Source organism: Novosphingobium album (ex Liu et al. 2023) (genome assembly GCF_029076845.1).
Classification (GTDB): domain Bacteria; phylum Pseudomonadota; class Alphaproteobacteria; order Sphingomonadales; family Sphingomonadaceae; genus Novosphingobium.
Window position 1 is genome coordinate 129,614 of the sequence record NZ_JARESE010000050.1, and the last position, 13,008, is coordinate 142,621.

Below are 13,008 nucleotides of genomic sequence, written 5' to 3' on the forward strand. Positions count from 1 at the left end.
AATATGGCTTGATTGATATGCAACAAGTCTGGATACCATGGACCTTCGCCACCTTCGCTATTTCCTCCACGTTGCCGAAGAGCTGCATTTCGGCCGCGCCGCGCAGCGGCTCGGCATGTCGCAGCCGCCGCTGAGCCAGCAGATCCGCGCCCTGGAGGAGGAACTGGGCGCGCGCCTGTTCGAACGCACCAGCCGCCGGGTCCGGCTGACCGAGGCCGGGCGCCGCTTCCTGCCCGAAGCGCGGCAGGCGCTGGCCCAGGCCGAGCGTGCGGTGCAGGTGGCGCGGCTGGCGCATCGCGGCGAACTGGGGCGGCTCGCGCTGGGCTTCACCGCCTCGGCGCCGTTCGTCGCGCGCGTCGCCGACGCGCTTTACCGGTACCGGCAGTCACACCCGCAAGTGGAGCTGGCCTTGCAGGAACTGGGGCGCGACGCGCAGATCGCCCGGATCGAGCGCGGCGAGCTGGACATGGGCATCATCCGCACGTTCGAGCCGCCGCTGCTGCCGGCGGGCATGGCGTTCGAATGCCTGGTCCAGGAGGAGATGCTGCTGGCCGTCCGCCAGGACCATCCGCTGGCGCGGTGCGAGGCCGACCCGGCCATCGCCGATCTCGCCGGGGTGCCGCTGGTGCTGTACAACGCGGCCAACGGCGCCGGCTTCAACGAGCATTTCTTCGCCCTGTGCGAACAGGCCGGCTTCCGCCCCAGCGTCGCGCTGGAGGCCAGCAGCTTCGCCACCCTGCTCGGGCTGGTCGCGGCCGGTTTCGGACCCACGGTGCTGGCGCAATCGCTGGCCCGGCTGCAGATGGACAACCTGGTCCTGCGCTCGCTCTCCGTCCCGGTGATGAGCCGGCTGTGGATGATCCACAAGCACGAGCTTTCGCCCACCGCGCAGGCCTTCCGCGATACCATGGCCGCCAGCGGCGAGCGGCTCTAGGGGCCGATCCGCCGGCGCTTCAGCCGAACGGCCGCAGGGTCAGGCGTATCCACAGCTCGCGGCCCGGGTCCATGTAGCAGAGCATCTCGTCGGTGCCCGCCGGCCCCACCTGGCCGCCCGGCGTGCTGGCCGAGGCGCCGGTGATCTCGCCGCCGAGCAGGCCGTTCTGGAAGTTGGAGGGGGAGCAATTGCTTGCGGTGTATTCGCGCGTCAGGTTCTTGCCGATCAGCGCCACTTCCCAGCGATCGTCCTTGTCCTTCAGCGTGATGCCCGCGTCGAACTTGACATAGCCCTTCTGGTAGAAGTCCTCGCGGATGCCGGGGCCGGACAGGAATTTCGAGGTGAAGTAGGTGTTGTTGCTCAGCACCAGGTTCATCGTGTTGCCCACCGGCAGCTCGTAATCGAAGCCGGCATTGCCGCTCCAGTCCGGCGCGCGCAGGAACGGCGCGCCCGAAAGATCCTGCGCGAAATAGAGCCCGTTGGACGCAAGCTGCTGGTTGCAGCCCGCCTCGAACGTCTGCCCGCCATAGCAGGGCACGTTGTCCAGCCGCTTGAAGCGCGCATGGGTATAGTTGACCGCGCCGTTCAGCGTCAGCCCGTCGATCGCGCGCGGGCTGAAATGCGCTTCGATCTCGGCGCCATAGCTGCGCCCGCTGCCGGCATTGACCGTGCGGATGACCGGCAGCGATCCCACCGTCGGCTCGATGCCGCCGACTTGCAGGCCAGTGTACTTGTAGTTGAACGCGCCCAGGCTGAAATTGAGCTGGTTGTCCAGCGCGCGGCCCTTGATGCCGCCTTCGATGCCGCTGACCTTCTCGTCGCCGAACGAGTTGTCGAGATAAGTGTTCAGCCCTTCCAGCGTCGGCGGCGTGGCGATGCTGAACGAGCCGGACTTGTAGGCGATCTTGTAGGAGGCGAACAGGTTGAGGTCCGGCGTCGGCTTGTAGGTGATCGTCAGTTCGGGCGATGTCCGGGTCGATCCGATCCGCGGCGTCGCCGTCGGCGGGGCATAGCCGCCGGCCGCGCTGGCCGGCGCCAGGCCGGCGGCGATATTGCCGAGCAGGGTCAGCGAGTTGAACAGGTAGGGGTCTTGCCGCCGGGTCTCGTTGGTCACGCGCAGGCCGCCCGAAAGCTCGACATCGGGCACGATCCGGTAGCGCACCTGGCCAAAGGCCGACCAGGACGAGATGGTGAAGCGGTTCACCCCGTCCTGCAGCGGGATGCCTGAGGCGCCCGCCGCGATGAAGAAGGTGTTGGGGAACAAGGTGATGCGATCGGAGACCTTGCCCGTCTGGTAGAAGCCGCCGATGGTGAAATTGAACGGCGTTTCGAAATCGCTGTTGACGCGCACTTCCTCGGTGAAGTCACGCCGCCGGAAGCGCGGGTTCGAGACCGAGAGCAGCGGCCCGGAAAGGGCCGCGAACGAGGTGTTGAACAGGCTGTGCGAATGCAGGTTGTAGTACCCCGTCAGCGAGGTCACGGTGACGCGGTCGAGCAGGTTGTAGTTAAGCTCCAGCGTGCCGTAGCGCTGGCTGCTTTCCACGAAGGACATGCCGTTCGCCGGTTCCATGTTGACGAAATTGGCCGGGTTCATGTCGACGGTGTAGCCCACGCGGTCCAGCTTGCAGGTGTCGCTCGGGTTGATGAAGGGGGCATTGCCGAAGGCCGGCACCCCGGCGACGCCATCGGGGCACGATTTGAGCTGGCCGTTTTCCGCGTTGATCGTGTTGTCGTGGACGTAGTTGACCTTGAGCTTGGCCGAGAAGTCCTCGCTCGGCTCCCAGATCACGGTGCCGCGGATCTGGTAGTTTTCGCCATGCCCCGTGCGGCTGTGGCGCGGCGTCATCCCGCCCAGCGCCGATACCGGCAGGTTCACTCCCGGCGCCGGGCTGAAGGTCGCGTCGGCCGGCACCACCGCGCGATTGTAGTAATAGCCGTCGCTCTTCGAATACATGCCGGCAAGCCGCATCCTGAGCGTGGAGGAGACAGGCCCCGAAACGAAGCCTTCGAAGCGCCGGGTATGGGCCTCGGCCTCGTAGGCGGCGGTCGCCTTGGCTTCCAGCTCGTAAGTCGGATCGGCGGTGTGGATCGAGATGACGCCGCCGGTGCTGCTCTTGCCGTAGAACAGCGATTGCGGGCCCTTGAGCACTTCGACCTGGCCGACATCGAACATGCCGCTGGAAAAGGCGAGGCCCTGGCCCAGCGGCAGGCCATCGATGTTGAGTGTCACCGACTGGTCGATGCCCGGATCGAACGAGCTGGTGCCCACGCCGCGCAGCGTCACCTGCTGGCCGATCGAAAGCACCGCCGTGCCGATCATCAGGCCGGGCGTGAGCTTGGTCAGATCCTTGAGGTCCAGCGTCTGCTGCCGCGCCAGCATCTCGCTGGTCACGACCTTTTCGATCACCGGCACGTCGAGCATGGTCTCCTGCCGCTTGCGCGCGGTGACGATGATCTCGCCGGGGCTGGAACTGGCCGCCGGGCGGCTCTCCCGGTCGCTGGCGGGACGCTCCTGGGCCAGCGCCGCGCCGCCGGACGCGAACGCGGCGAGCGAGCCGGCGCCCAGCAGCGCGGCCCTGATCGCAAAACAGCTTGCGTTACGGCGTTTCCCGCCCGTCACGGTCATGTTGGAATGCATCTCGCCTCTCCCTTGCAAGAACCTCACCGGGGAGAAGCCGCCCTTGCGCGGCGCGCGGCTACATGCGTCGATGTCCCATGCCTTGCCCGCTCACGAACAGGCGGGGCAGGGCCGGGGCCCCCACGAATGTATCCGGGATGCATGGCGATCCGGCTGGCTCCGCCACCGAATCCGCGCAAGGCATCCACTCTCCCAATGCGGGCTGTCGCCCGTCTCATATGCGTCAGGTTGGATCAGAAAGCCGGTGTTGTCGAGAAGGAATTTTGACAGTCGCTTAGGATCGCCGGCCGTCACGAATAACCTATTGTATATGGGGGATTGCTTGGCCGGCAGAGCCACTGCGCCAGCCCGACTAGTCCCCGGCCGGCGCGGTCCAGGCTGGCAAGTCTGGGTCTTCGCCCACCAGCGCCAGGCCGTGGGCGATCGAGGTCAGCTCGTCGCCGCTGTCGATCCGGCTTTGCGCGAAGCGGCTTTCGAACAGGCGGCGCACCGCCGGGATCAGCGATGAGCCGCCGGTCAGGAACACATGGTCGATCTGGTCGGCGCGCAAGCCGGCGCCGGCCAGCGCCGTATCGACCGCTTCGGCGATGCGCTGGAGATCGGGCGCGATCCAGCTTTCGAATTCCTCGCGGCTCACCTCCGCCTCGATCGCCAGGTCGGGCCCCGCGAAGCGGAAGACGGCGTGGGTCTCGCTCGAAAGGGCGCGCTTCACCTGGCCCACCGCTTCGTAGAGCGCGTGGCCCAGCTCGTTCTCGATCACCGCGATCATGCGCCCGATCGCGGCCGGCTGGGTGGCACTGCGCTGCAGCCGCGCCAGCTCGGCCAGCGTGCGGCGGTTGCGCATCAGCGCCAGGCGCGACCAGTCGCCGAAATCGGTGAAATAGCCTTCCTGGATTTCCAGCACCTTGTCGAACGAGCGATAAGTGCCGCCCTTGCCCAGCATCGGCAGGACAAGCTGGTTCATGATCCGGTAGTCGAACCTGTCCCCGGCGATGCCGACGCCGGCCGAGCCGAGCGGAACGCAGCGGCGCGCGGCACCGGGCGCCTCGACGCGCACGATCGAGAAGTCGCTGGTGCCGCCGCCGAAGTCCGCCACCAGCAGGGTGGCCGCATCGTTCAGGCGCGAGGCGAAGCCATAGGCCGCGCCCAGCGGTTCGTAGACATAGTGGATCTCGCACCCGAACAGCGCGAACATCGCGTCATAGCGCGCCCGCGCCAGCGCCGGGTCCGGGCGCGCGCCGACATAGCGCACCGGGCGGCCCACCACGATGCGCTCGGGCCGGGCGCGCATGTCCGCGCCGCCATGGGCCAGCAGGTGTTCCAGGAAGATGCGCCCCAGCTCCTCGAAGCGCAGGCGCTTTTCGAACACGGTCGCGTGCTCGAACGTGGCATTGGCGGCCATCGACTTGAACGATTGCAGGAAGCGGCTGCCTTGCGGAAAATCCAGGAACTCGGCGATGGCCCAGGGCCCGGCTTCATGGGCAAGGCCGCCGCGCCGGGCCTCATCCTGCCAGAAGCACAGTGCCGAGCGGAACACCGAACCCGTGCCATCGGGCGCGGCGAAGTCCACCAGCCGCGCGTCCCCGTCGCCCGTCGCCAGCGCGACGACCGAATTGGTGGTGCCGAAATCGATCCCGATGGTGCGTGCACCCGGCCGGCCCACGGGCATGGCTGAACGTCCTTCTACAAGCGGAGCGGCCGGCGCCTATGGCAGCGTGGCGGCGATCGCGCAACCGTGCCGGCCGGCGCGGGTTCATCCGGCCTCCTCGCCGATCCATATCTCATGCGAATCGATGCGCAGCCGGGTGAGCGCGCGCATGGCCTCGGTGCGGGCCTGGGCTTCGGCGCGGAACGCATCGTGGACTTGCCGTTCGCCCAGCAGTTCGTCGGCAAGGTCGATCTCGCCGGCCTTGTGGCCCAGCCGCAGCTTGGTCAGCGCGGCGATCTGGGCGTCCAGCCCTTCGCGGGCGCGCTGCCAGGCGGCGAAGCTGTATCGCGCCAGCGCCATGTCGCCTTCGGCCATTTCCGTCACCGCGTAATGCGTCGCGGTCACATCGGCGCGGGCCGCGCTGGCTTCGGCCTCGGCCTGGTCGGCCAGCGCTTGCCGGTGGCCGCCGCCCAGCGGGATCGAGAAGAGCACGCCCGCGCCGCGTTCGGCGCCCTCGCGCTCGGAAAACAGCCGCACCCCCAGTGAGGGGTCGGCCACGCGATCGGCCCGCGCGCGTCGGGCGGCGGCATCGGTGCGCGATGCCTGCGCGTCGGCGGCGGCGATCTCGTGGCTGCGCGCGATGACGAGTTGCCCCAGCGCGGCAAGGCCGGCTTCGGGCAGGCTGGGCTGGGGCACCGGCTCGGGGCTTGCGGGCAGCGGCAGCGTGGGGAACTGCGCGGCCAGCCGCGCACGGGCCAGCGCCTCGCGCCCTTGCGACTGTTCGGCGGCCAGCCGCGCCGAACCTAGCAGCGCTTCGGTCTGGTCGGCCTCAAGCTGCGCCGCGTCGCGCAAGGCGACGCGGCGGCGCACCGCGTCGAGCAGCTTGGCGTAGTTTTCCACCGCCTGCCGGTCGACTCGCGCTTCCTGCGCGGCGCCCAGCCAGTCCCACCAGCTTTCGGACAGCAGCACCGCCGTCTGGTGGCGCACGTCCTCGGCCCGGTTCTCGGCGGCGGCGACGCCGAACGCGCCGATCTCGCGATCGAGCCGGGCCTTGCCGGGCAGGCGGACCGCGCGCAGGAGCTGCGCGTCGTATTCGTCGTAATGCCCTTCGCGATCGACCGCGCGGTTGACGTAGCTGCCGCTCAGCGTGATCTCGTGGCTGCCGCGCGCCAGGGCCCGCGCCTCGGCCCTGGCCGCCCCGGTTCGCGCCTGCGCGGCCTGGACCGAGGGATGCGCATCCAGCGCGGCGATGACCGCGGCCGGATCGGGCAGGCCGGGCTCGGCCCGCAGCGCGGCGGGGAGGGTGAGCGCGGCGGCGGCCAGCAGGATCGCCTTACGCATCGGCCGTCTCCCCGCTCGTGTCGCCGGTCGTCAGCGGGTGCGCGCGGTCGCCCGCCTCGCGTTCGGCCCGGCTTTCGCCGAAGCGTTCGTACAGCATCGGCAGCAGGATCAGCGTCAGCAGCGTGGAGGAGATCAGCCCGCCGATGACGACGATCGCCAGCGGCTTCTGGATTTCCGATCCGGGCCCGCTGGCGAACAGCAGCGGCACCAGGCCGAAGGCGGCGATCGTCGCGGTCATCAGCACCGGGCGCAGGCGCCGTTCCGCTCCGCGCCGCACCGCCTGCGCCAGCGGCACGCCGCCCTCGCGCAACTGGCGGAAGTAGCTGACCATGACCAGGCCGTTGAGCACGGCGATGCCGAGCAGGGCGATGAACCCGACCGAGGCGGGCACCGACAGGTATTCGCCCGAAACCGCCAGCGACAGCATCCCGCCGACCAGCGCGAAGGGGATGTTGACCAGGATGAGCAGCGAGGCGCGCACCGAGCCGAGCGTCGCGTAAAGCACGATGAAGATCATCACCAGCGAGATCGGCAGCACCACCATCAGCCGGGCCGAGGCGCGCTGCTGGTTTTCGAACTGCCCACCCCAGACGATGCGGTAGCCCTGCGGCAGCGTGACATGGGTGGCGACGTCGGCCTTGGCCTGCTCGACATAGCCGACCAGGTCGCGGCCCGAGACGAACGCCTGCACCATGGCGAAGCGCGAGCCGTTTTCGTGCTCCAGCTTCACCGGGCCTTCGGTCCGCTCCACGCGGGCGACGTCGCTGGCGCGCACCAGCTGGCCGGTGGGCGTGCGATAGAGCTGGTCGGCGAAGTCCTGCGCGCCCAGCGCCTGCCCTTCGCCCCGGATCACGATCGGCACCCGGCGCACGCCATCGGCCACCACGCCGGCGCGCACACCTTCGACTTGCGCGCGCATCGCGTCCTGCAGGTCGCTCACCGGCATTCCGGCGCGGCCGGCGGCGACGCGGTCGATATCGAGCTGGAGATAGTCGACCCGGTCGTTGGCCACGGTCATCGCCTCGCTGGTGCCGGGTATGGCTTCCAGCCGGGTCTGGATCTGGCCGGCCAGCCGGGCCAGCTCGGCAAGGTCGGGCCCGAAGATCTTGATCGCCAGATCGCCGCGCGCGCCGGTGAGCATTTCGGAGATCCGCATCTCGATCGGCTGGGTGAAGCTGGGCTCGATCCCCGGCAGCCCGGCCAGCGCCTGGCGCAATTGCTCGACGAGCCAGTCCTTGTCGGCCACGCGCCATTCCTCGCGCGGCTTGAGCTTGAGGAAGCTGTCGGTCTCGTTGAGGCCCATCGGATCGAGGCCGAGTTCGTCCGAGCCCACGCGGGCGACCACCTCGGTGACTTCGGGCACTTGCGACAGGATCGCGCGCTGCACCTTGAGATCGCCCTCGACACTGTGATCGAGCGAGATCGACGGCAGCTTGGTGAGCTGGACGATGATCGAGCCTTCGTCCATCGTCGGCAGGAAGGTCTTGCCCGTCACCGAATAGGCACCGACGGTGAGGAGCAGCGAGATCCCGGCAACGGTGTAGACCAGCCTGGGCCGCTGGAAGGCGCCCGCCAGCAAGGCGTGATAGCGCGGGCCGATCTGGCGCATCAGCCAGGGTTCGTGATGCGCATCGCCGGCTTTCACTTTCAGCACGTAGAAGGCCAGCACCGGCACCAGCGTGAGCGAGAGCACCAGCGCCGAGAGCAGCGCCAGCACGATGGTGAGCGCCACGGGCGAGAACAGCTTGCCTTCCAGCCCCTGCAGCGTGAACAGCGGCAGGAACACCAGCGCGATGATCGCCATGCCCGATGCCACCGGCTTGGCCACTTCGGTGGCGGCGACGAACACGTTGTGCAGCTTGCCCATGCGCGCGTGTCTGGGATCGGACAGCCGCTCGACCACGTTCTCCACCACCACCACCGCGCCATCCACCAACATGCCCACGGCGATGGCCAGGCCCCCCAGGCTCATCAGGTTGGCGGTCAGCCCGATGGCGTGCATGAAGATGAAGGTGAGCAGCGCCGCCATCGGCAGGGCCAGCGCCACGATCAGCGATGCGCGCACGTCGCCCAGGAACAGCAGCAGCAGCACGACGACCAGCAGCGTCGCTTCGAGCAGCGCTTCCTCCACCGTGCCGACCGCGTGCTCGATCAGGTGCGAACGATCATAGAAGACCGAAACCGTCATGCCTTTGGGCAGGCTGGCCTCCACTTCGGCCAGCCGCTCCTTGACGCCGGCGACGACCAGCGCCGCGTCGGCGCCGCGCAGGCCGATCACCAGCCCTTCCACGGCCTCGCCCTTGCCGTTGTGCGAAACGGCGCCATAGCGCGTCAGGCTGCCGGTGCGTACGCGCGCGACATCGCTTACCCGCACGACCCGGCCGCCGTCGCCGCGCACGACGATGGCGGCGAGATCGTCCGGCGTGGCGATCGCGCCCCTGGCGCGCACGATCAGCGCTTCCTCGCCGGAAACCAGGCGGCCCGCGCCGTCGTTGCGGTTCGATGCCTCGATCGCGGCGGCCAGGTCCGTCACGGCCAGGCCCGCCGCCGCCAGCGCGGAAACGTCGGGAACCACCTCGAACGTCTCGACATAGCCGCCCAGCGCGTTGACATCGGCGACGCCGGGAACCGTGCGCAGCGCGGGGCGGATCACCCAGTCGAGCGTGCGCCGCTTTTCGGCAAGGCTCTGCGGCCCTTCGATCGTGAACATGTACATGTCGGACAGCGGGGTGGAGATCGGCGCCATGCCGCCGCTCACGCTCGCGGGCAGATCGCCCGTGACGCCGTTCAGCCGTTCGGCCACCTGGCTGCGCGCCCAGTAGATGTCGGTGCCTTCGGCGAAATCGATCGTGATATCGGCGATCGCGTACTTGGCCACCGAGCGCAGCGTCGCCTGTTGCGGGATGCCCAGCATTTCCATCTCGATCGGCGTGATGACGCGGCTCTCGACTTCCTCGGGCGTCATGCCGGGCGCCTTGAGGATGATCTTGACCTGGGTGGAGCTGATATCGGGAAAGGCATCGATCGGCAGGCGCAGGAATGCCCAGGCGCCCAGCCCGGCCAGCCCCAGCGCGAGGCCGATGACAGCCAGCCGCAAGGCCAGCGCGCGTTCGACGAGCTTGGCGAGCATGGCCCTATTCCCCGCCCAGCAGCGACTTGAGCTCGGCGACGCCGCTGACCGCCACCGCTTCCCCGGCGTTCAGTCCGGTGGAAATCACCGCCCGGCCATCGGCCTGCGCAACGACCGTGACCTTGCGGCGGGCAAAGCGCGTGCCCTGGCGCACGAAGACGCAGTCCTGCCCGTCGATCCGCGTCACCGCCTCCACGGGCACCGAGACACCTTGCCGGCGGGGCGCGCTGTCGGTCGCGCGGATCACGGCCATCACGCTTTGCCCCGGCACCAGCCCCGGCGCGGCCGGCAGGCTCGCCTTGGCGAGGATCGAGCGGGTGGCCGGGTCCAGCGAAGCGCCGACCGAAAGGATCCGGCCGGTCAGCTTGCCGCCGGCCGCGCCGGGCGCGGGCACGTCCACCGCCATGCCCGGCCGCACGGTGTTGGCCAGCCGCTCGGGAAGCTGGAGGTCCAGCGTCAGGCGCGCGGTGTTCTCGATCACGAATGGCGCCTTGTCGCCGCCGACCGGCCCGCCAGTCTCGACCGCGACGCTGGCGACGCGCCCGGCGATTGGCGCGTGGAGCACGGCGCTGCCGTCGCGCCCCGCGCCGCCCAGCGCGAGCAGGCGGCGGTTTTCCGCGATCGTCGCTTCGGTGCGCCGCATAGCCGCGCGCGCCTCGTCGGCGCGCGCGCCGGCGACGATGCCTTCGCGCGCCAGCATCGCCAGCCGTTCCGCCTGCGCGCGCTCCACCGCCAGATCGGCCTTCGCGCGGGCCAGCTCGGCGCCGAACTGCACGGGCTGGGCGGCGCGCACCATCGCGAGCGGCTGGCCCGCCGCCACCTGTTCGCCTTCCAGCACCAGCACGCGCACGGCCACGCCGGCAAACGGCGCCGTCACCGCCACGCGCGCTTGCGGCGGCAGCGTGACCTGGCCCGGCACGGTGCCCAGCGGCACGCCTTCGGCCGGTGCCGCCGCTTCCAGGCGGATGCCCAGCCTGGCGATCTGCTGCGCGCTCAGCGCGCCGGGCTGTGCCGCCGGGGCCTGCGGCGCGGGCGCGCCGTCAGGCTGGCCGGTGCCTCCGACGAAATAGTACCCCAGGCACGCGAGCGCGATCAGCGCCGTGCCGGCGCCCGCCATGATCTTCTTGTCCATGCGCGTGGACATGGCGGGCCAAACTGACAGAACCTTGTCAGTTTGGCTGTCTATCGTCAGTTTCGTAAAAGCGGTGCACTTGCCTGGGGCCGGTGCGAACGGGAATGCGAACGGGAAAGGGTGGAGCTTGCGGCTTCTGGTGGTGGAGGACGACGCGCAACTGGCGGCCCGCCTGTCCGACCGGCTGCGCGACGCGGGCTTCGCGGTCGACGTCGCGCGCGGGCGCGAAGAGGGCGCGGCCTGGCCCGACATGGACAAGATGGCCGCCGTCGTGCTCGATCTCGGCCTGCCCGACGGCAGCGGCATGGACTTGCTCCGGCACTGGCGCGAGCGGCGCCTCGCTTGCCCGATCCTGATCCTGACCGCGCGCGGAAGCTGGCAGGACAAGGTCGTCGGGCTCAATGCCGGGGCAGACGATTTCGTGGTCAAGCCGGTGCGCTTCGAGGAGCTGCTCGCCCGGCTCCATGCCCTGCTGCGCCGCCAGTCGGGCAGCCGCGACACCTGGATCGAGGAAGCCGGCATCCGGCTCGATCCCATCGCGCGCGAGGTGGAGTGCGACGGGCGCGCGCTTTCGCTGTCCAAGCAGGAGTTCCGCCTGCTCAACCTGTTCATGCGCCGGCCGGGGCAGGTGCTGTCGCAAGGCGATATCGTCGAGCATCTCTATGACCTCGAAAGCCACCGCGACATCAACGCCGTCGAAGTGCTCGTCTCGCGGTTGCGCCGCAAGATCGGGACGGGGCGAATCCAGACCTTGCGGGGCCTGGGCTACAGGTTCGGCAAATGAGCGCCGCTTTCGCGCCTGCCGGCCCGGCCCGCCGCTGGCACTGGCGCTCGCTGCGCCTGCGCATCCTGCTGGCGGTGCTGCTGTGGGTCTCGCTGGGGATCGGCGGCATCTGGTTTTCCGCCACGCGCCTGTTCGCCAAGCATGTCGAGCAGCAGTATCACGAGGAACTGGAAGTCCACATCAAGGAACTGGCCGGGCTGGTGCGCGTGGCGCCGGACGGGCGCCTGAGGATGGACCGCCCGCTGTCCGATCCGCGCTACCTCGTCCCGCTTTCGGGCTATTACTGGCAAGTCAGCCTGCCGGGGCGCGAGACCATCCGTTCGGCCTCGATGACGCGCGGCCGGCTGGACCAGAGCGTCGCGCACGACAGCACGATCCACCACCACATCGAGGACGGGCCGACCGGCCCCGCGATCACTTACGGCTTCCTGCGCGATGCGCCCGGCGCGGGCCAGGTGCACTATGCCATCGCCACCGACGAGCGCCTGCTGGACGAGGCGATCACCCGCTTCACGCGTGAGCTTACCGTCTGGCTCAGCGCACTGGCGCTGGCGCTGGTGGCCACCGGGCTGGCGGTGGTCTCGGTCGGGCTCAGGCCGCTCGACCGGCTGGCGCGGGCAACCGCGCGCCTGCGCGCCGGCGCGGCCGCGCGCCTCGAAGGGGACTATCCCACCGAGCTGGCGCCGCTGGTCGGCGATCTCAATGCCTTCATCGACCACAACCGCCAGACCGTGGAGCGCGCGCGGGTGGAAGCGGGCAACCTGGCCCATGCGCTGCGCACGCCGCTGGCCGTGATGACCGACGAGGCGGAGCGGCTGGCGCACAGGGAGACGACGCGCAATGCGGGCCGCATCCTGCTTGAACAGGGGCAGGTGATGGCGCAGCACATCGAATACCAGCTTGCCCGCGCCAGTTCCGCCGCCGGCGCGCGCGGTCCCGGCACGGCCAGCCAGATCGGCGAGGTGCTCACGCCCATTCTCTCGGCGATGCGGCGGCTGCACCCGGACCGCGAATTCCTGCTGCGCGCGCCGACGGGCACCGGCGCGGTCTGGCCGGTCGATCCGGTGGACCTTGCCGAGCTGCTCTCGATCCTGCTGGACAATGCCGGCAAGTGGAGCAGGCACCAGGTGCGCGTCGAGCTGGCCGCCGAGCCGGACCTGCCCGAGCTTGCCGTGATCGACGATGGCCCCGGCCTCACTCCCGACCAGATCGCCCGCGCCTGCGACATCGGCACGCGGTTCGACACCGCCATGCCCGGCTCCGGCCTGGGCCTGGCCATCGCTCGCGAGATCGCCGGCGCCTACGGCCTGCGCCTGACCCTCTCCCCCCGCGCAGATGGAGCCAGCGGCCTGGAAGCCCGCCTCAGCGCCTTGCCGGACGGGGCCTGAGGCGTTTCGATCC

Annotated in this window: 8 protein-coding genes; 3 read left to right on the forward strand and 5 right to left on the reverse strand. The window is 69.7% G+C overall.

All coding sequences use genetic code 11. The features are described 5' to 3' along the window. The first annotated feature begins 37 nt into the window (after positions 1-37). On the forward strand, positions 38-934 hold the full coding sequence (locus PYV00_RS15630) for a LysR substrate-binding domain-containing protein (protein WP_275229233.1): 897 nt from the start codon (positions 38-40) through the stop codon (positions 932-934). Positions 935-953: 19 nt separating this feature from the next. On the opposite strand, the gene PYV00_RS15635 is transcribed toward PYV00_RS15630, so the two are convergent. The 5 genes from PYV00_RS15635 to PYV00_RS15655 all read right to left on the reverse strand — a co-directional run bounded on the left by PYV00_RS15635 (position 954) and on the right by PYV00_RS15655 (position 10,835). Then, positions 954-3,572, reverse strand: coding sequence for a TonB-dependent receptor (locus PYV00_RS15635; RefSeq protein WP_275229234.1), 2,619 nt, complete (start codon positions 3,570-3,572; stop codon positions 954-956). A gap of 352 nt (positions 3,573-3,924) precedes the next feature. After that, complete coding sequence (locus PYV00_RS15640) at positions 3,925-5,241, reverse strand: Hsp70 family protein (RefSeq protein ID WP_275229235.1); 1,317 nt, start codon at positions 5,239-5,241, stop codon at positions 3,925-3,927. An 84-nt stretch (positions 5,242-5,325) separates the two neighbouring features. Next, on the reverse strand, positions 5,326-6,561 hold the full coding sequence (locus tag PYV00_RS15645) for a TolC family protein (protein ID WP_275229236.1): 1,236 nt from the start codon (positions 6,559-6,561) through the stop codon (positions 5,326-5,328). Then, complete coding sequence (locus tag PYV00_RS15650; protein WP_275229237.1) at positions 6,554-9,691, reverse strand: efflux RND transporter permease subunit; 3,138 nt, start codon at positions 9,689-9,691, stop codon at positions 6,554-6,556. The genes PYV00_RS15645 and PYV00_RS15650 overlap by 8 nt, the downstream gene beginning before the upstream one ends. Positions 9,692-9,695: 4 nt before the next feature. Then, positions 9,696-10,835, reverse strand: coding sequence for an efflux RND transporter periplasmic adaptor subunit (locus PYV00_RS15655; protein ID WP_275229238.1), 1,140 nt, complete (start codon positions 10,833-10,835; stop codon positions 9,696-9,698). Positions 10,836-10,950: 115 nt separating this feature from the next. Between PYV00_RS15655 and PYV00_RS15660 the strand changes: the two genes are divergently transcribed. Then, positions 10,951-11,607 carry a response regulator transcription factor gene (locus PYV00_RS15660; protein ID WP_275229239.1) on the forward strand — a complete coding sequence of 219 codons (657 nt, stop codon included), beginning with the start codon at positions 10,951-10,953 and terminating at the stop codon, positions 11,605-11,607. Continuing rightward, on the forward strand, positions 11,604-12,995 hold the full coding sequence (locus PYV00_RS15665; protein WP_275229240.1) for a sensor histidine kinase: 1,392 nt from the start codon (positions 11,604-11,606) through the stop codon (positions 12,993-12,995). Before PYV00_RS15660 ends, PYV00_RS15665 begins: the two co-directional genes overlap by 4 nt. Positions 12,996-13,008 lie beyond the last annotated feature (13 nt).